The sequence below is a fragment of the Streptomyces sp. NPDC058877 genome (assembly GCF_042742855.1).
Lineage (GTDB): Bacteria > Actinomycetota > Actinomycetes > Streptomycetales > Streptomycetaceae > Streptomyces.
In genome coordinates, this window is record NZ_JBHYMF010000002.1 from 91,237 (window position 1) to 108,767 (window position 17,531).

The 17,531-nt window shown below is 72.6% G+C and carries 18 protein-coding genes; 8 read left to right on the top strand and 10 right to left on the bottom strand.

The window, feature by feature from the left end:
* Positions 1-10: 10 nt before the first annotated feature.
* Positions 11-616, top strand: a complete 606-nt coding sequence (gene folE / locus ACFW2Y_RS01090; protein ID WP_366036849.1) for a GTP cyclohydrolase I FolE — start codon at positions 11-13, stop codon at positions 614-616.
* Between the two features lie 79 nt (positions 617-695).
* On the opposite strand, the gene ACFW2Y_RS01095 is transcribed toward folE, so the two are convergent.
* The 6 genes from ACFW2Y_RS01095 to ACFW2Y_RS01120 form a co-directional block, all read right to left on the bottom strand.
* A complete protein-coding gene (locus tag ACFW2Y_RS01095; RefSeq protein WP_384871632.1) occupies positions 696-1,175 on the bottom strand; it encodes a DUF3180 domain-containing protein in 480 nt (159 codons plus the stop codon).
* A gap of 49 nt (positions 1,176-1,224) precedes the next feature.
* Positions 1,225-1,824, bottom strand: coding sequence for a 2-amino-4-hydroxy-6-hydroxymethyldihydropteridine diphosphokinase (gene folK, locus ACFW2Y_RS01100; RefSeq protein WP_384871635.1), 600 nt, complete (start codon positions 1,822-1,824; stop codon positions 1,225-1,227).
* The gene (folB, locus tag ACFW2Y_RS01105) at positions 1,821-2,180 is read right to left on the bottom strand and encodes a dihydroneopterin aldolase (protein WP_351177449.1); all 360 of its coding nucleotides are present in this window, start codon (positions 2,178-2,180) and stop codon (positions 1,821-1,823) included. The genes folK and folB overlap by 4 nt, the downstream gene beginning before the upstream one ends.
* Positions 2,181-2,301: 121 nt before the next feature.
* On the bottom strand, positions 2,302-2,805 hold the full coding sequence (locus ACFW2Y_RS01110) for a nuclear transport factor 2 family protein (RefSeq protein WP_384871639.1): 504 nt from the start codon (positions 2,803-2,805) through the stop codon (positions 2,302-2,304).
* The gene (folP, locus tag ACFW2Y_RS01115; protein WP_384871642.1) at positions 2,802-3,662 is read right to left on the bottom strand and encodes a dihydropteroate synthase; all 861 of its coding nucleotides are present in this window, start codon (positions 3,660-3,662) and stop codon (positions 2,802-2,804) included. The genes ACFW2Y_RS01110 and folP overlap by 4 nt, the downstream gene beginning before the upstream one ends.
* 95 nt (positions 3,663-3,757) lie before the next feature.
* Positions 3,758-5,593, bottom strand: coding sequence for a phosphatidylglycerol lysyltransferase domain-containing protein (locus ACFW2Y_RS01120; protein WP_384871645.1), 1,836 nt, complete (start codon positions 5,591-5,593; stop codon positions 3,758-3,760).
* Between the two features lie 164 nt (positions 5,594-5,757).
* Here ACFW2Y_RS01120 and ACFW2Y_RS01125 point away from each other — a divergent pair, with 164 nt between their 5' ends.
* Positions 5,758-6,870, top strand: a complete 1,113-nt coding sequence (locus tag ACFW2Y_RS01125) for an alpha/beta hydrolase (protein WP_384871647.1) — start codon at positions 5,758-5,760, stop codon at positions 6,868-6,870.
* Positions 6,871-6,891: 21 nt separating this feature from the next.
* On the opposite strand, the gene ACFW2Y_RS01130 is transcribed toward ACFW2Y_RS01125, so the two are convergent.
* Positions 6,892-7,854, bottom strand: a complete 963-nt coding sequence (locus ACFW2Y_RS01130) for an ABC transporter ATP-binding protein (protein ID WP_384871651.1) — start codon at positions 7,852-7,854, stop codon at positions 6,892-6,894.
* Positions 7,855-7,991: 137 nt separating this feature from the next.
* Between ACFW2Y_RS01130 and ACFW2Y_RS01135 the strand changes: the two genes are divergently transcribed.
* From ACFW2Y_RS01135 to ACFW2Y_RS01150, 4 genes are all read left to right on the top strand, one after another.
* Positions 7,992-8,678, top strand: a complete 687-nt coding sequence (locus ACFW2Y_RS01135) for an ABC transporter permease (RefSeq protein ID WP_384871654.1) — start codon at positions 7,992-7,994, stop codon at positions 8,676-8,678.
* A gap of 1 nt (position 8,679) precedes the next feature.
* Positions 8,680-9,354: an ABC transporter permease gene (locus tag ACFW2Y_RS01140; protein WP_384871657.1), complete on the top strand. Its 675-nt coding sequence runs from the start codon at positions 8,680-8,682 to the stop codon at positions 9,352-9,354.
* A 6-nt stretch (positions 9,355-9,360) separates the two neighbouring features.
* On the top strand, positions 9,361-10,350 hold the full coding sequence (locus ACFW2Y_RS01145) for an ABC transporter substrate-binding protein (protein WP_384871660.1): 990 nt from the start codon (positions 9,361-9,363) through the stop codon (positions 10,348-10,350).
* Between the two features lie 130 nt (positions 10,351-10,480).
* Positions 10,481-11,575 carry a hypothetical protein gene (locus ACFW2Y_RS01150; protein ID WP_384871663.1) on the top strand — a complete coding sequence of 365 codons (1,095 nt, stop codon included), beginning with the start codon at positions 10,481-10,483 and terminating at the stop codon, positions 11,573-11,575.
* Positions 11,576-11,859: 284 nt separating this feature from the next.
* Here ACFW2Y_RS01150 and ACFW2Y_RS01155 read toward each other — a convergent pair whose 3' ends face one another.
* Together ACFW2Y_RS01155 and ACFW2Y_RS01160 are read right to left on the bottom strand one after the other, a co-directional pair.
* The gene (locus ACFW2Y_RS01155; protein WP_384871665.1) at positions 11,860-13,002 is read right to left on the bottom strand and encodes an NADH-quinone oxidoreductase subunit D; all 1,143 of its coding nucleotides are present in this window, start codon (positions 13,000-13,002) and stop codon (positions 11,860-11,862) included.
* Positions 13,003-13,091: 89 nt separating this feature from the next.
* Positions 13,092-14,162 (bottom strand): SAM-dependent methyltransferase, encoded by a 1,071-nt coding sequence (locus ACFW2Y_RS01160; protein ID WP_384871715.1) that lies wholly within the window; start codon positions 14,160-14,162, stop codon positions 13,092-13,094.
* 100 nt (positions 14,163-14,262) lie between these two features.
* Here ACFW2Y_RS01160 and ACFW2Y_RS01165 point away from each other — a divergent pair, with 100 nt between their 5' ends.
* Positions 14,263-15,465 carry a sensor histidine kinase gene (locus ACFW2Y_RS01165; protein ID WP_384871667.1) on the top strand — a complete coding sequence of 401 codons (1,203 nt, stop codon included), beginning with the start codon at positions 14,263-14,265 and terminating at the stop codon, positions 15,463-15,465.
* A gap of 19 nt (positions 15,466-15,484) precedes the next feature.
* Entirely contained in the window at positions 15,485-16,165 is a 681-nt protein-coding gene (locus ACFW2Y_RS01170; protein ID WP_384871670.1) for a response regulator, read from the top strand.
* Between the two features lie 215 nt (positions 16,166-16,380).
* Here ACFW2Y_RS01170 and ACFW2Y_RS01175 read toward each other — a convergent pair whose 3' ends face one another.
* Positions 16,381-17,469, bottom strand: a complete 1,089-nt coding sequence (locus tag ACFW2Y_RS01175) for a DUF5937 family protein (RefSeq protein ID WP_384871672.1) — start codon at positions 17,467-17,469, stop codon at positions 16,381-16,383.
* Positions 17,470-17,531 lie beyond the last annotated feature (62 nt).

Here is a 17,531-nt window from a genome sequence, read left to right on the forward strand (position 1 = left end):
CGAGGCAGAGATGACCGACCCGGTGACGCTGGACGGCGAGGGCACGATCGGCGACTTCGACGAGAAGCGCGCCGAGAACGCCGTACGGGAGCTCCTCATCGCGGTCGGCGAGGATCCTGACCGTGAGGGCCTGCAGCAGACGCCCGCACGCGTTGCGCGTGCGTACAGGGAGTTGCTGGCGGGCATGCGCCAGGAGCCCGAGGACGTCCTGACCACTACTTTTGATCTTGGTCACGACGAGATGGTCCTCGTGAAGGACATAGAACTCGTCAGCTTCTGCGAGCATCATCTGCTCCCGTTCCACGGGGTGGCCCACGTGGGGTACATCCCTGCGGAAAGCGGCAAGATCACGGGGCTCTCGAAGCTGGCGCGCCTGGTCGACGTCTTCGCGCGGCGCCCGCAGGTCCAGGAGCGCCTGACGACCCAGATCGCCGATTCGCTGATGAAGATCCTTGAGGCCCGTGGGGCGATCGTCGTGATCGAGGCCGAGCACATGTGCATGTCGCTCCGCGGCATTCGCAAGCCGGGCGCGAAGACGACGACCTCGGCGGTGCGCGGTCAGCTTCGGGACGCCACGACGCGCGCCGAGGCCATGTCACTGATACTGGCCCGCTAGACGCCACGGGGAGCGGCCCCGGCCGGCATGACCCGGTCGGCGGACCGGGGGCGGCTCCCCTGCCGGGGCCTGACGGCCCTCAGGCGGCCGGGGACCGGTTCCCGTCGTTGTCCTCCGGGAGCTTGCAGACCCGCTCCAGGAAGAGGGCGGCGGCGATGACGGCGATGCCCGCCGCGACCGAGAGGGCCGCATGGATGGCCTGGTCGCGACGGGCCGGGACCTCCAGGGAGCCGAGGAGGAAGACGCCCGTGCCGCCGTACATGCCGGCGACGAGGGCGGCGACCAGCGCGCTCGCCTGTCCGAAGACCACCGCGCGGGCGGCCATCAGGGGTTCGACGCCCTTGGCCCCGGGGCGGCGCTCCCGCTGGGCCTTGAGACGGGCGCGGATCGACAGGGCGGTCGCGGTCAGGATGACGGCGATCACGGTGAGGACGATGGGCGCCGCGACCGGCACGCCCGGAAGGGTGCCGACCGCGTTCCACAGCTGGGCGCCGCCCCAGGAGAGGACGCCCGCCGCGAGGAACAGTCCGGCGAGCACCTTCAGCCGCAGTTGTTTCACCGGGTGTCCTTCGTGTGGTCGCGGAGGCGGTCTGCCACGAGCGTAACGACTACTCGGGCAGACGGAGTTCCAGGTCGGCACGGGGAGTGACGCCCTCCCGGCCGACGGCGGCGAGCAGGTCGACCACCGGGCCGAGGCCGGGCAGCTGGGCGTCGGGGTCCACGTCGTGCCAGGGGGCGAGGACGAAGGCGCGCTGGTGCGCACGCGGGTGCGGGAGGGTGAGGACCGGGTCCTCGGAGACCAGGTCCGCGTAGGCGACGATGTCGACGTCGATGGTGCGGGCGCCCCAGCGCTGCTCGCGGACGCGGTGGAAGGCCTCCTCGACGGCGTGGGCCCGCTCCAGCAGGGAGGAGGGGGGCAGCGTCGTCTTCACGAGGGCGACGGCGTTGAAGTACGAGGGCTGGCTGCCGGGCTCGACGCCCCAGGGCTCCGTCTCGTAGACGGGGGAGACGGCCTTCACCCGGAGGCCGGGGGTGTCGCCGAGGGCGTCGATGGCGCCCTGGAGGGTCTCCAGGCGGTTGCCGAGGTTGGCGCCGAGGGCCAGGACGGCCCAGCGGGGGTTGGAGAGCGTCGTGTCTGCCGCGTCGACGGTCGCGACGACGGAGGCGGGTACGGGCTGGACGGTGGGGTCGCTCTGGGTCGGCTTCATCGTCGGCTCCGGGTGATCGTGATGGTCACGTCGTCGAAGGGCACGGTGATGGGCGCGTCCGGCTTGTGGACGACGACCTCCACCTCTTGTACCCCGGCGTGGCTCAGGCACTGCTGGGCGATGCGCTCGGCGAGGGTCTCGATCAGGTCGACGGGCTCGCCCTGGACGACGTCGACGACCTCTTCGGCGACGATGCCGTAGTGCACGGTCTTCGAAAGGTCGTCCTCGGCAGCCGCCGGGCGGGTGTCCAGGCCGAGGACCAGGTCCACGATGAAGGTCTGGCCCTCCTCGCGCTCCTTGGGGAAGACGCCGTGGTGGCCTCGGGCCTTGAGGCCGCGCAGCGCGACACGATCCACGCGAATCACTCCTGCTGTCGTAGTTCGGGGGGCACGCGGCCGGGTGCGGACGGCCGGGTGTCCACTGTCGAATCTACCTGCGGGCACCGACAGGACCTGTCCGTGGGGGTCCGGGGGCGGGTCAGAGGGGTGGTTCGGTGCCTTCCGCACCGGTCTCCGGGCCGTCCTCCTCGTTCGAGGCGAGGACAGGGGAGGCGTGGTGGGACCAGATCCGCCAGCCCTCGGGCGTGCGGCGGAACACGTTGGTGGCGACGACGAGCTGGCCGACGAGGGGGCCCAGTTCGGCGCCGTCCTCGGCGGGACCGCCGCTGAGGATGTTCTCGGTGCAGGTGACGAGGGCGGTGTCGCCGGCCAGCGAGATCCGCAGGTCGGTGAGGAAGAACTGGATGTACTCGGTGTTCGCCATGATCAGGGCGTACGAGCGGAGCACCTCGCCGCGACCGGTGAGGACGGGCCAGCCGGGATGGACGCAGGTGACGGGCGCGGCCCCGTCGGCCCCCTCGTCGAGCCACAGCCCTGCGAGGCCTTCGAAGTCCCCCGTCTCCATGGCCTCGTAGAAGGCGGTGTTGGCGGCTTCGACGGCCGCCCGGTCGGCCGCCCCTTCGGTGCCGCCCGGGTGGCTCACGCGGCTCCCTCGACGGCCCTCGCGACGCGCACGGCGTCGGCGGTGGCCCGTACTTCGTGGACGCGGACGGCCCACGCCCCGGCGTGGGCGGCGATGGCGGAGACCGCGGCGGTGGCGGCGTCGCGCTCGCGGGCGGGGGGCGGGGCGGCGCCCTCGCGGGTGAGGACGTGGCCGAGGAACCGCTTGCGGGAGGCGGCGACGAGGAGGGGGCGGCCGAGGGCGCGCAGTTCGGCGAGGTGCGCGACGAGGGCGAGGTCGTGGGGGGCCAGCTTGGCGAAGCCGAGGCCGGGGTCGATGACGATCCGTTCGGGGTCGATCCCGCCGTCGATGACCGCCTCCAGGCGGGTGCGGAGTTCCGCGACGACCTCGCCGACGACGTCGTCGTACACGGCGAGGCTGTTCATGTCCGCGCTGAAGCCGCGCCAGTGCATGACGACGAAGGGGACCTCGGCGGCGGCCACGGCGGGGACCATGGCGGGGTCGGCGAGGCCACCGCTGACGTCGTTGACCAGCACGGCGCCGGCGGCGACGGCCCGGGCGGCGACGGAGGCGCGCATGGTGTCGACGGAGACCGTGACGCCTTCGGCGGCGAGGCCGCGGACGACGGGCACCACCCGGCGGAGCTCCTCCTCCTCGTCCACCCGGGTGGCGCCGGGGCGGGTGGACTCGCCACCGACGTCGACGAGGTCGGCGCCCTGGGCGACCAGGTCGAGGCCGTGCTTGACGGCGGCCGTGGTGTCGAACCACCGGCCGCCGTCGGAGAAGGAATCGGGGGTCACGTTGACCACGCCCATGACCGCACAGCGGTCCCACTCGGGCAGGCCCCGGGCCGTGCCCCGGTCGATCGTCGTACGCATGTGTCCAGCGTAGGGCCCGAGGGCCGGATCAGGCCGTGTGGACTGGCGGCCGGGCGCACCGGGCACCCCGGTCCGGGCCGCCCGGTGCGCCCCGGTCAAGCGGCGTGGGCCTCGTGTTCGGCGGCCCGGGCGGGGACGATGTGGGCACACGGGCGGGGCGCGGGGGCCGGGCGGGTGCGGGCGAAGGGGTGCGGCAGGGAGAGGTTCACGAAGCCCTCGGCCTGCATGGCGGCGAAGCCGATGCGGGGGAGGTCGCGGCTCTGGCGGTAGACGAGGAAACGGGGTTCCCAGCGTGGCTGGAACTTGGCGTTGAACTTGTAGAGCGACTCGATCTGGAACCAGCGGGAGAGGAAGACCAGGAGCCCGCGCCAGAGGCGCAGGACGGGGCCGGCGCCGATCTTCTCGCCGCGGGCGAGTGCGGCGCGGAACATCGCGAAGTTGAGCGACACCCGTGCGATGCCCAGGGCGGGGGACGACCGGAGGGCGGCGACGATGAGCAGTTCGTTCATTCCGGGGTCGGCGGAGCGGTCGCGGCGCATCAGTTCGAGGGACATGCCGTCGGTGCCCCAGGGGACGAAGTGGATGATCGCCTTGAGGTCGCCGTACGGGGAGGCGTCGTCCGCCTTGTGCGCGGTCGCTATCACGGCGTCGCCGTCACCGGGGGCGCCGATGCGGCCGAGGGCCATGGAGAAGCCGCGTTCGGTGTCGGTGCCGCGCCAGTCGGCGGCGGCGCGGCGGATCCGGTCGAGTTCGTCCTCGTCGAGGTCACGGACCCGACGGACCCGGGTGGTGTAGCCGTTGCGCTCGATGCGCTTGACCATTTGGCGGACGTTGCGCATGGCCCGGCCGGTGAGGGAGAAATCCGCGACGTCGACCACCGCCTCGTCGCCGAGTTCCAGGGCGTCGAGTCCGGTCTCGCGGGTCCAGACCTGGCCGCCGGTCTCGGAGCAGCCCATGACGGCGGGGGTCCAGGAGTGGGCCTTGGCCTCGTCCATGAAGCGTTCGATGGCGCCGGGCCATGCCTCGACGTCTCCGACGGGGTCGCCGCTGGCGAGCATGACGCCGGAGACGACGCGGTAGCAGACGGCGGCCTTGCCGCTCGGCGAGAAGACGACGCCCTTGTCGTGGCGGAGGGCGAAGTGGCCGAGGGAGTCCCGGCCGCCGTGTCGGTCGAGGAGGGCGCGTAGCCGGGTCTCGTCCTCGGCGGTGAGGCGGGCGGCGGGGTGTTCGGGGCGGAAGGCCAGATAGATGGTGGTGAGGGCGGTGAGCATGCCGAGGGCGCCGAGGGAGTAGCCCACGGTCCAGCCGACGCCCTTGTCGTAGGCGAGGGGTCCTTCGACGCCGAGGAGGCCGTACAGCACGTGTTCGAGTCGGTCGGCGAGGCTGGGGTTGCCGATGAGGCGGCGCGGGTGGGCGCTGACGATGGCCAGGCCGAGGGCGATGGATCCGGCGCCCATGACGGCGAAGTTGGCGAGTGCCCGCCAGCGGCTGCGCGGGTCGGGGAGCGCGGTGAACTGGTCGCGGTGGCGGATCAGGAGGGCGAGGAGCAGGAGGGAGAGCAGGGCCCCTCCCAGGGAGTGGCGCCAGACGAACTGGGCTGCCGCACCGAGCGGGAGGAGGGTGACGGCGGCGCGCCAGGCACGCCGCTTGTTGCGCTTGAGGCCGTGGGAGAGGAGCAGCAGGAGGACGCCGACGCTGAGGGAGAGGGCGGCGGAGAGGGAGCCGAGGGTGCCGGGGAGGACTTCGGCGATGGCGTGTATGTGGCTGATGCGGAAGCGGGGGAAGGCACCGGCGGCGATGTCGATGAGGCCGATGACGGAACAGGCCGTTCCGACGAGTCCGGGCACCTTCTCGGGTCGGGGGCCGCGGAGGATCCGTCGTACCCGAACCGGAACCAATCCCGATTTATCCCCATCTACCGTGACAGACATGGCTCCCCGTACCTCTTGTGGTCCTGCGCAGGGTCTTTGACTCCGGTCGGACCCGAGGTGCGTTCGGCGGGCCGTTCCGGCTGGTGCGCCTTGTAGGACGGAGGTGCGTGGGGCCGGGTTCATTCGTGGACGGGAAAATCTCGGAAAGAAGGCTCGGACGCCTCATGGGTCTCACCAGTAACAAAGTTCTCGTGCTGGCCGTGGTGCTGGCCGCGGTGCTGTTCCTGGCCACGGTCTGGCTGTGGCCGAGACTTGCGCGCCGCGGCTGGCGGGCGGTCGTGGGCCGGGCGGGGCTGCTGCTGGCGACCCAGGTGGCGCTGCTCGCGGCGCTGGGCCTGACGGCGAACAAGTCGTTCCTCTTCTACGGCTCGTGGGCCGATCTGCTCGGGCAGGAGCAGGAGATGGGCGTGGTCGTCGACCACGCCGGCGGCTCCCGGGGCGTACGGGTGGTGGGGACGCAGGCGCTCGACGTGCCGGGCGGTGGCCGCCCGTCGATCGGGGGGCAGATACAGAAGGTCGTACTGACGGGGGAGCGGTCGGGGATCGTCTCGCCCGCGTACGTGTACCTGCCGCCGGAGTACTTCCAGGAGCAGTACGCGCAGCGGACGTTCCCGGCGTCGGTGGTGTTGACGGGGTACCCGGGGACGGCGGAGAACCTGATCAGGGGGCTCAAGTACCCGCGGGCGGCGTACCTCCAGGCGAAGGAGGGACGGACGCAGCCGATGGTCCTGGTGATGCTGCGTCCCACGGTGGCGCCGCCGCGGGACACCGAGTGCGTGGACGTTCCCGGGGGGCCGCAGACGGAGACCTTCTTCGCGGAGGACCTTCCGAAGGCGGTTTCGGGCGCGTACCGGGTGGGTGCGAAGCCCCGCAACTGGGGCTTCATGGGGAACTCGACGGGCGGCTACTGCGCGTTGAAGATCGCACTGCACCATCCGGACCGGTTCGCGGCGGGCGCGGGCTTCTCCGCGTACTACCGGGCGGCGGAGGACGTGACGACCGGGGACCTGTTCCACGGGGACGACGCGCTGCGCAAGCGGGGCGACCTGCTGTGGAGCCTGGACCACCGGCCGCTGGGGAACACGTCGTTCCTGGTGACGACGTCGAAGCGGGGCGAAGGCAACCTGAAGGAGACGCAGGAGTTCATCCGGAAGGTGAAGGGCCCGGCGCGGGTGTCGTCGATCGTCCTGGAGAGCGGCGGCCACAATTTCAACACCTGGAACCGGGAGATCCCGCCCGGCCTCGTCTGGATGGGCGGGAAGCTCAGCGCGGAGTGACCGTCGTCGCGGGGGCGACGGTCACTCCACGGGGGCGCGGCGCAGGGCGCGGTGGACCCCGGCCGGGGTCAGGACGCCGAGCGGCCGGCCGTCGTCGCCCGTGACGACGAGGCGGCCGGTGTCGTGCTGGAGCAGCACGGCGAGGGCGTCCTTGAGGGAGGTCCCGAGGGGGACGGGGGCCGGGACGCCGCCCCCGTCCCCCTCTGACGCGGGTTCGAGGTCGGCCTCGGCGACGGGGGTGACGGCCAGCCGCTTGAGTCCGCGGTCGCTGCCCACGAAGTCCGCGACGTACGGGGTGGCGGGGGAGCCGAGCACGGTGGCGGGCGGGGCGAACTGCTCGATGCGGCCCTGTCCGTAGACGGCCATGCGGTCGCCCATGCGGACGGCCTCCTCGATGTCGTGGGTGACGAGGAGGACGGTCTTGCGGACGGTGGCCTGGAGCGCCAGGAACTCGTTCTGGAGGCGCTCGCGGACGACCGGATCGACGGCACCGAAGGGCTCGTCCATGAGGAGGACGGGCGGGTCGGCGGCGAGCGCGCGGGCGACGCCGACCCGCTGGCGCTGGCCGCCGGAGAGCTGTGCGGGGTAGCGGGGGCCGTGGACGGCGGGGTCGAGGCCGACGAGGTCGAGCAGTTCGGCGGCGCGGGCACGGGCGGCGGACTTCTTCCAGCCGAGGAGGGCGGGGACGGTCGCGGTGTTGTCGAGCACGGTGCGGTGGGGGAAGAGCCCGACCTGCTGGATGACGTAGCCGATCTTGCGGCGCAGGGCGACCGGGTCGACGCCGGCGATGTCCTCGCCGTCGACGAGGACGCGGCCCGAGGTGGGCTCGACGAGCCGGTTCACCATCATCATCGTGGTGGTCTTGCCGCAGCCGGACGGCCCCACCAAGGTGGCGAGTTCGCCTTCGGCGACCTCGAAGGAGAGGTCGTCCACGGCGGTGGTTCCGTCGTCGTAGCGCTTGGTCACGTGTTCGAACCGGATCATGGTTCCCCATTCTGTCCCGAGCCCCCGCGGCGCGGGAGGGGACGCCTCCGTGAGCTGCCGGGGCTCGGGACTTGTCGGTGGCGGGGGTTAGGGTCGTCACGCGAGCGTGTCGGGAAGACGGAGGGCCGGGGGAGGGTGTGGGCGTGGCGAACTGTCTGGTGACGAACGACTGGATCTGTGGCGAGTACCTGCGCACGCGCGGGCCGGAGTTGACGGACGCGCTGCTCCAGCACGTGGGGATCACCGTCGTGTCGGTGCTGATCGCGCTGGTCGTCGCCGTGCCGCTCGCGCTGCTGGTCCGGGCCAGGCCCCGCTTCGCCGGCCCGGTGCTCGGACTGACCACGCTGCTGTACACGGTGCCTTCGCTGGCGATGTTCTCGCTGCTGCTGCCGCTCTTCGGCCTGTCGGCGTCCCTCGTGGTGACCGGTCTCGTGCTGTACGCGCTGACGATCCTGGTGCGGAACGCCCTGGCGGGCCTCGCCGCCGTTCCGGCCGAGACGCGGGAGGCGGCCCGCGGCATGGGGTACGGGCCGCTGCGGCTGCTCTGTCAGGTCGAACTCCCGCTGGCGCTACCGGTGCTGATGGCCGGTGTGCGGATGGCCACGGTCTCCACGGTCGCCCTGACGACGATCGGCTCGGTCGTCGGTCGCGGCGGTCTCGGCAATCTGATCGAGGACGCACTGCCGACCTTCTTCAAGGCACAGCTGCTCGCCGCCTCGGTGCTGTGCGTGCTGCTCGCGGTCGTCGCCGACCTTTTGCTCCTGGGCCTGCAACGGCTGTTGACGCCGTGGGCCCGGATACGGACCGCGCCGGGAGGTGGGTGAGGTGGGCGTGGTGACGGACGCCTGGGGCTGGCTCACCACCGGCGCGCACTGGGCGGGCGAGGAGGGCGTCGGGCAGCGGCTCGCCGAGCACGTGTACGTGAGCGGCACGGCTCTCCTCGTCGCCTCGGTGCTGGCGCTTCCGTTGGGCCTGTGGCTCGGTCACCTCGGCAGGGGCGGCGTGATCGCGGTGAACCTGTCCAACGTGGGGCGGGCGATTCCCGTCTTCGCGGTGTTGGCCCTGTTCATGGTGTCGCCCCTGCGGAACGCCGGCTACGTGCCGACCGTGGTGGCCCTGGTGCTGTTCGCGGTGCCCCCGCTCCTGACGAACGCCTACGTGGGGGTGCGGGAGGTGGACCGGGCGGCCGTGCAGGCCGCACGGGGGATGGGGATGACGGGAAGTCAGCTCTTCTGGCGGGTCGAACTCCCGCTGGCGCGCCCGGTGGTGATGACGGGGGTGCGTTCGGCCGCGGTGCAGGTGGTGGCCACGGCGACCGTCGCCGCGATGGTGGGGCAGGGCGGCTTGGGACGGGTGATCACGGCCGGCTTCGCCACGTACGACACCGCGCAGGTGGTCGCGGGAGCCGTGTTGGTGGCCCTGCTCGCCCTCCTGGTCGAGGGCGTGCTCGTGGCGGCGGACCGACTTTTCGAACGACGACGTCGAGTTGTTGAACGCTGACTGGAGATGGGTGATCTCGTGAACAGGATCTCGCGTGTCGCGGGCGCGCTGCTGGGAACGGCGGCGCTGACCGTCGTCCTCGCGGCGTGCGGGGGCGACAGCCTGGAGGAGGGCGGGAAGAAGGACCCCGGCAGCTCGGGCGGCGGGGAGAAGGGCTCGCTGGTGGTGGGCGCCGCGGCCTTCACGGAGGCCAAGGTCCTCGCCGAGCTGTACGCCCAGTCGCTGCGGGCCGCCGGATACTCGGTCTCCATCACCACGGTGAAGAACCGCGAGCTGTACGAGCCCTCCTTGGAGAAGGGCGAGATCGACGTCGTTCCGGAATATGCGGCGACGATTGCAGAATTCCTCAATGCGAAGGTGAACGGACCGAAGGCGCCCGAGGAGAAGCCGGTCGCCTCGGGCGATGCGGCGGCCACGGTGGAGGCACTGCGGAAGCTCGCCGAGCCGCGCGGGCTGAAGGTGCTCGCGGTCGGAGAAGCAGTCGATCAGAACGCTTTCGCGGTGACGAGGGAATTCGCCGAGAAGAACGAGCTGACGACCCTTTCCGATCTCGGCCGCGCGAAGCTCAAGGTGAAGATCGCGGCCGGTGACGAATGCGCGGTGCGGCCCTTCTGCGCACCCGGGCTGAAGAAGGCGTACGGGATCGACGTGGTGGGGATCGACCCCAAGGGCGTCGGTACGCCGCAGGCCAAGCAGGCGGTCAAGGACGGGGTGGACCAGCTGGTCCTGACCACCACCACGGACGCCACGATCGACAGCTACGGCCTCGTCCTCCTCGCCGATGACAAGAAGCTGCAGAACGCCGACAACGTGGTCCCCGTGGTCAACGCGAAGGACGCGGGTGCACCGGAGATCGCCGCCGCGCTCGACCGGCTCACCCAGGTGCTGACCACAGCGGATCTCGCCGAACTCAACCGCAAGGTGGATGCCGAGCGGGCGAAGCCGGAGGACGTTGCCAAGGCGTACCTGGAGACGAAGGGGCTGCTCAAGAAGTAGCCGGCGCAGGAGCGGCGTCGGCCCGAAACGGAACCGGAACCGTTGATAGCCACTTCTGATGGCGAGAAGTGGCCAAGAGATTACCGGGCCGACGCCCCACACGCCCCCTACGCACGGTAAATTTCAGGCCATGCCACGTGGACGCCACCGCCATTCCCCGCCTCTGCACAAGCTGCTGCCGCCCTCCGCGGTTGCCGGCGCCGCGGTCGTGTGTGCCGCGGCGGCCTGGCTGCCCGGAGACCCGGTGGTCGCACGACTGTTCGCGGCTGCCGCAGCCGCAGCCGCCGTCATCGGCGCCGTCCTCATGCGCGGTTGGGACCGGAGCGCCGGCCGGCGGGTCGCCGAACTCGACCGGGCGCGCACCGCCGACCAGTGGAAGGCCGAAGAGCGCATCGCCGAGCTGGAGTCCGACCTGGAGGAGTCCCGCGCGCTGCGTGCCCGGCTCGACGCCAAGCTCCGCGCCAAGCGCGTCGAGCTCGCCGGGCTGCGCGGCGAGCACGCCGACCTGCTCCGCCGGTACGCCACCGCGGAGACCGAGCGCGCCAGCGCCCTGGAGGGCCGCCGCGTCCTCGCCCTGGAGACGACCGGCACCACCACCACCGCTGCCGATGCCAAGGCATTGCCGGCCGCCGGCTCGACGCCCACCCCGGAGGCGTACCGCCGCGCGGCCCAGGCGCTGCGGGACCTCCCGCGCAACGCCGCGGCCCAGCAGGCCCGCCGGACGGCAGAGGCGGCCCGTGCCCGCGACCTCGCCGAGCGCGCCCGGGAGACGGAGGAACCGCGGGGGAAGCACGCGGCGGCTGTCGGAACCGAGCAGCACACCCGTACGGCCGCCTCCACCCCCGCACTTCCGCCGGCGAGCCAGGTCCCGCCCGCCTCCGGCGCCGTGCCGACGGTTCCGGTGGCCGCCGCGATCGTCCCGTACGCGGCCCGCAGGCCCGTTCCGCGTCCCGAGGGCGGCTTCGACTTCTTCGGCGCGCAGAAGGCCGCAGCCGCCATCGAGGCCGCACAGAACTCCGACCTCGCGGACGTCGTGGGTGAGGAGGCCCTCGAAGAGGCCTTGGCTTCCGGGAGCACCCCCGCCGAACCCGCCCCCGTCCCCCCGGCCGTCAGTGGCCCCGCCCCCACGGGGCCCCGAACGGTCGGTCAGGTCATCGACCTGACCGCGCACGACGAGACCGAACAGCTGGACATGGCCGAGCTGCGCGGCGCCGTCAACTCGTGACCCGCCGTCCGGTCCGGCTCCCGGCCCGCGCGCGCGACTGAAACCGAAGGGGCACCGGGCGCCCGGCCCCTGCGGCACGAGCCGCCCCCGGCGCCGTACGGACCGCGTGGAGTCCGTGGACACCCACCGCGGAGGAACGCACTTCCTCCGCGGTGGTCGTGTTTTTGCCCCGAGGAAGCCCCCGAGGAGACCCCCGCGGGTGCCCGGCCGGCTCGGACCAGCACCGCCTCGGCCGGCTGCGTCCTCGTCAACACCGGCCCGCGGCCCCGTCCGCTACTTGTCGATCACTTGTCGATGTCGCCCACGACGAAGAACAACGAGCCCAGGATCGCCACCATGTCGGCGACCAGGGTTCCCGGCAGCAGTTCCACCAGGGCCTGGATGTTGTTGAACGACGCCGAGCGCAGCTTCAGCCGGTACGGGGTCTTCTCGCCCTTGGAGACCAGGTAGTAGCCGTTGACGCCGAGCGGGTTCTCGGTCCAGGCGTAGGTGTGGCCCTCCGGCGCCTTCAGCACCTTCGGAAGCCGCTGGTTGATCGGCCCGGGGGCCAGCTCGGCCATCCGGTCCAGACACGCGTCCGCCAGGTCCAGGGAGTCGTGCGTCTGGTCGAGCAGGCACTCGAACCGGGCCAGGCAGTCCCCTTCCTGCCGCACGGCGACCCGCAGGACGTCCTGGAGCTCCCCGTAGGCGAGGTACGGCTCGTCGCGGCGCAGGTCGAAGTCGACGCCCGAGGCGCGGGCGATGGGGCCGGACACCCCGTAGGCGTGCACCGCCTCCGGGCTCAGCACCCCGACCCCGCGGGTGCGACCGCGGAAGATCTCGTTCCCGAGGACCAGCCGGTCGTACACGTCCATCCGCGACCGCACGTCCGCGACGGCCTGCCGGGCCCGCCCCAGCCAGCCGGCCGGCAGGTCCTCCTTGAGGCCGCCGACCCGGTTGAACATGTAGTGCATCCGGCCGCCGGAGACCTCCTCCATCACCGTCTGGAGCTCCTCGCGCTCGCGGAAGGCGTGGAAGACGGGGGTGATGCCACCGAGTTCCAGCGGGTACGAGCCGAGGAACATCAGGTGGTTGAGGACCCGGTTCAGCTCGGCGAGCAGCGTCCGGGTCCACACGGCCCGCTCCGGGACCTCCATGCCGAGCATCCGCTCGACGGCCATGACCACGCCGAGCTCGTTGGAGAAGGCGGAGAGCCAGTCGTGGCGGTTGGCCAGCATGATGATCTGCCGGTAGTCCCGTGCCTCGAAGAGCTTCTCGGCACCGCGGTGCATGTACCCGATGACCGGCTCGGCCTCGCGCACGACCTCGCCGTCGAGGACGAGCCGCAGCCGGAGCACACCGTGGGTCGAGGGATGCTGCGGTCCGATGTTCAGCACCATGTCGGTGCTCTCCGCCGCGCCGCCGATTCCGACCGTCGTCTCCGTCATGCGGCCAGTATCCCCTGCCGCTCCGGGCCCCTTGCCGGCCGTGCCCGCCGGACGGCCGGAGCCGTGCCCGCCGGACGGCCGCAGCCGGGTCAGCGGCGCCCGGCGGCCGGAACCCGCTGGGTCAACCAGAGGAAGTCGCCGAGGCCGCTGCGGGCGGTGAGTTCGGCCGCCTCGCCGGCGGAGGCGAGCGCACGCACGTATCCGGCCGGGTCGGTCGAGGCGAGCGCCAGCGGGGGCCGCTCTCCGGACACCCCGAGCCGGTGCAGCGCCTCCCGCTGGGTGACCAGCTCGGCCGAGGGAAGCCCGGGCGGGACGCCCACCGTCGATGGGGACGCCGCCGGGTCGCCCGGGACCGTTCCCCCGGCCCGGCCGGTGCCCGCGGCACCGATCTCCACCGGGAGGTTCCCGCACGCGTCCAGGGCCACGTGGGAGGTCAGATCCCGGGTGCCGTCCGGGACCGGAGGGACCTCGCGGCCCGCCTGGAAGCCGGTGAGGGAGCCGAAGGGCGGTCGGGAGGCCCGTACGTGCGCGTAGTCCACGGCCACCGCGCGGCCCGCCGCCAGACAGTCGACCGCCGCCGCCCACGCCTCGTCCCGGGGGCGCCCGATCTCGGCCCGTGCCCCGGGCTCCCGCAGCGGCCACCAGCGGGCCAGCCAGTCGGCGTCCGGGCCGGTGACGGGGGCGCCGAGCCGTTCGGTGCCGTCCGGCGCGACCTCCACGTACCGGACCGTGCCCGCCGCGTCCGCCTCGGCGACGTCCACCGGCACGTTGTCGAGCCACTCGTTCGCGAAGAGCAGCCCGCGGACGTTCCGCGGCACCCGGTCGGTCCACTCCACCCGGGGGTCGAGGCCGGCGGGCCGGGCGGCCCGTTCGACCGCGCGGGCCCGCACCGAGAGCGAGGGCCCGACGGCCGCGAGCACCGCCGCGAGCAGCTCACCGCGGCCCGCGCCCACGTCCACCAGGTCGACCTCGGTGGTTCCCAGCTCCTCCGCGACCTCGCCGAGCAGGCGCGCCACGGCCGCCGCGAAGAGCGGGGAGGCGTGCACCGACGTGCGGAAGTGCCCCGCCGGGCCCTCCGGGCGCAGGTAGAAGCCCCCGGGGCCGTACAGCGCCCGCTCGGTGGCTTCCCGCCACCCCTGCCACTGACACGTCTCATCCATCACGTGCCCCAGTCTCCACCTCGGGGAGTACGGTGCCCGGGCGAAGGATCGACCCCACGGTTGATCCCCGAGCTTGCACCCCTTCCCTACTCTGGGTGACGTGCAGCGCCTCTACGACTTCCTCCGCAGACACCCGACGGGCGTCGACACCTTCTGGGCCGTCGTCCTCCTCGGGTTCTCCCTGCTGTGGGTGGCGTCGACCGCTCCGGCGGTCGACCGGCCCGTCGCGTTCGCCGGGGTCGCCGTGCTCTTCTCGTTGGTCGTGGCGCTGCGCCGGCGCGCGCCGGAGCGGATGTTGCTGCTCGCGGTCGGCCTCGGCCTGGTCCAGCTCGGCTTCGGCCTGGAGCCGTTCCTGGCCGATTTCGCCATGCTCGTCATCATCTTCACGGTGGCGGCGCACGACGGCCCCCGCTGGGCGTCCCGGCTGGCACTGATCGGCGGGCTCTGCGCGGCGACCCTGGCCCAGTTGAGGTGGCCGGCGGAGGGCCCGGGATCCCCTGCGGCCACGGTCTTCTTCACGATCATCATGACCGTCCCGTTCGCGCTCGCCTGGGTCCTCGGCGACTCGCTCCGCACCCGACGCGCCTACTTCGCGCAGCTGGAGGAGCGGGCTTCCCGGCTGGAACAGGAGCGCGAGGCCCAGGCCAAGGTCGCGGTCGCCGCCGAGCGGGCCCGGATCGCCCGCGAACTGCACGACGTCGTCGCGCACAACGTATCGGTGATGGTGGTGCAGGCGGACGGCGCCGCCTACGTCATGGACTCCTCCCCGGAGACCGCCAAACAGGCGCTGGAGACCATCTCCACCACGGGCCGCCAGGCGCTCGCCGAGATGCGCAGGCTCCTCGGGATCCTGCGCACCGGTGAGCACCAGGAAGCCGGGGAGTACGTGCCGCAGCCCGACGTGCAGCAGATCGAGGACCTGGTCGAGCAGGTCCGCGGCGCCGGCCTCACCGTCGACTTCGCCATCGAGGGGAGCCCGCGCCCGCTGCCCAGCGGCGTCGAGCTCACCGCGTACCGGATCGTGCAGGAAGCCCTCACCAACACGCGCAAGCACGGTGGGCCGGACGTCGGCGCGAGCGTGCGCCTCGTCTACTTCGACGACGGCCTCGGACTGTTGGTCGAGGACGACGGCCGGGGCGCCCCGCAGGAGATGTACGAGGACGGCGGCGCCGACGGCCGGGGCCACGGCCTGATCGGCATGCGGGAGCGGGTCGGGATGGTCGGCGGCACGCTGGACGCGGGGCCGCGCCCCGGCGGTGGTTTCCGCATCAGCGCCCTGCTCCCCCTCAAACCCGCTCACTGACGACCCCTAAGGAACCCGCATGACCATCCGCGTGATGCTCGTCGACGACCAGGTGCTGCTGCGGACCGGCTTCCGCATGGTGCTCGCCGCCCAGCCGGACATGGACGTCGTGGCGGAGGCGGGCGACGGGGTCGAGGCCCTCGAAGCGCTGCGCTCCACGGCGGTCGACGTCGTCCTGATGGACGTGCGCATGCCGAAGCTGGACGGAGTGGAGACGACCCGGCGGATCTGCTCGCAGCCCGATGCCCCGAAGGTGCTGATCCTGACGACGTTCGACCTCGACGAGTACGCCTTCTCGGGCCTGAAGGCGGGTGCGAGCGGCTTCATGCTGAAGGACGTGCCCCCGGCCGAGCTGCTGGGGGCGATCCGTGCGGTGCACAGCGGTGACGCGGTGGTGGCACCGTCGACCACGCGTCGGCTCCTGGACCGCTTCTCGCCGATGCTGCCGTCCTCGGGGAAGGAGAAGGGGCCCGCCGGCAGGGGACTGGAGCGGCTGACGGACCGGGAGCGCGAGGTGATGATGCTGGTCGCACAGGGCTTGTCGAACGGCGAGATCGCCGCCCGGCTCGTCCTGTCGGAGGCGACGGTGAAGACGCACGTGGGCCGGATCCTGACCAAGCTGGGCCTGCGCGACCGGGTCCAGGTCGTGGTCCTGGCGTACGAGACGGGCCTGGTCCGTGCGGGCGGCGGCGCACTCTAGCCGTACGGGCCGGGGAGGCGGTCCGAGCCGTACCGAGCGAGCCGTACCGAGCGAGCCGTACGGACGGGGCCGCACCGGCCGGGAGCGGCGGCTCCCGTGCGACTGCCGCACCCGACGGTCCACCGGCCGTCCCGCCCCCGCCGCCGTGCCCCGGTCCGACCGCCCCGTCAGAGGAGACGGCCGCCCGCCGGACCGCCGCGTGCCGGTGGTGCCCGTCAGCGGAGCACCGACTCCAGGAAGTCGCTGCCGAGCCGGGCGACGACGGACACGTCGAGCTGGTGCAGCACGTACCGGCCGCGGCGTTGGGTGGTGAGCAGACCGGCCTTCTTCATGACCGCGAGGTGGCGGGAGACCTCGGGGGCGGTGATGTTGTACGCGTCGGCGAGTTCGCCCGTGGTGCTCGCCCCGCGGGCGAGGCTGCGGCAGAGCCGCATCCGCAGGGGGTGGGCGACGGCCTCCAGGCGCAGGGCGACCTCGCCCACGGAGGCCGCCCCGGCGAGTTCGCGGCCGGGGATCGGGTACTGGATGACCGGCTGCCAGCCCGGTGTGTGGAGGGCGAAGAGGTGCGGCCAGCCGAAGGCCGTCGGCAGGAACGTCACCGCGGAGACCTCGGTCCTGGTGCGGCCCTGGACCAGCTTGTCGACGACGATCCGGGAGCCCGTGCCGTCCTCCTCCAAGGCGATCGCGGGGGAGGCGGCGCCGACCGCTTCCGCCAGGCCCTTGCGGCGCATCAGTTCCGTCTTGTGGCGTGCGTCGGCGGCCAGCTCCACCCGCGCGCGGCGCCAGGTGTCGGCGAAGAAGGCCTCGTCGCAGTCCTCCAGGAGCCGTCGGATCCACGCACGCGTGCCGGGCGGGTCGGTCAGCATCCGCTCCACGAAGGCGGCCTGCCGCGGTCCGCGCGCAGCGGCCAGGTCGAGGGCGCGCCGGCGCATCCGCTGGTCGACGAGCGGCGAACGGGCGCCGTGCGTGTACTTGCTGTTGCAGGAGATCTCCAGGGCGGAGCCCACGTACTTCTCGTCGTCCATCCGGTCGAGGTCGTCCAGCTCCTCCGCGAGGGTCTCGCGGGGCTGCGCCGGCAGCAGGAGGTCCGAGCGGGTGCTGTTCCACATGAAGTCGGCCTCGTGGAGCCGATCCGCGAGCTCCGGCTTCAGCCCGGCCGCGGTGGCCGTGGTCCATGCGTGGAGTCTGGGGTGGTGCGCGGGCGCGGACAGGGCGTGCAGGGCGGCGCCGAGTTCGGCCAGCGGTGAAGGGCAGAAGGAGATCCGCTCGTGCGGCAGTCCGGTGATGTCGATCGTCACGCTCACCCGCCCATGGTGCGGGACGGCACCGGGGGGCGTCGTCCCGTTTGACGGGTGGCGTCAAACGA

Excerpts from the sequence above, each read along its gene's own strand:
- ACFW2Y_RS01145 (WP_384871660.1), top strand. The coding sequence starts at position 9,361 with ATGGGTGATCTCGTGAACAGGATCTCGCGTGTCGCGGGCGCGCTGCTG.
- ACFW2Y_RS01155 (WP_384871665.1), bottom strand. The coding sequence starts at position 13,002 with ATGACGGAGACGACGGTCGGAATCGGCGGCGCGGCGGAGAGCACCGAC.
- ACFW2Y_RS01170 (WP_384871670.1), top strand. The coding sequence starts at position 15,485 with ATGACCATCCGCGTGATGCTCGTCGACGACCAGGTGCTGCTGCGGACC.
- ACFW2Y_RS01125 (WP_384871647.1), top strand. The coding sequence starts at position 5,758 with ATGGGTCTCACCAGTAACAAAGTTCTCGTGCTGGCCGTGGTGCTGGCC.
- folK (WP_384871635.1), bottom strand. The coding sequence starts at position 1,824 with ATGAAGCCGACCCAGAGCGACCCCACCGTCCAGCCCGTACCCGCCTCC.
- ACFW2Y_RS01130 (WP_384871651.1), bottom strand. The coding sequence starts at position 7,854 with ATGATCCGGTTCGAACACGTGACCAAGCGCTACGACGACGGAACCACC.
- folP (WP_384871642.1), bottom strand. The coding sequence starts at position 3,662 with ATGCGTACGACGATCGACCGGGGCACGGCCCGGGGCCTGCCCGAGTGG.
- ACFW2Y_RS01150 (WP_384871663.1), top strand. The coding sequence starts at position 10,481 with ATGCCACGTGGACGCCACCGCCATTCCCCGCCTCTGCACAAGCTGCTG.
- ACFW2Y_RS01160 (WP_384871715.1), bottom strand. The coding sequence starts at position 14,162 with ATGGATGAGACGTGTCAGTGGCAGGGGTGGCGGGAAGCCACCGAGCGG.
- ACFW2Y_RS01120 (WP_384871645.1), bottom strand. The coding sequence starts at position 5,593 with ATGTCTGTCACGGTAGATGGGGATAAATCGGGATTGGTTCCGGTTCGG.
- folE (WP_366036849.1), top strand. The coding sequence starts at position 11 with ATGACCGACCCGGTGACGCTGGACGGCGAGGGCACGATCGGCGACTTC.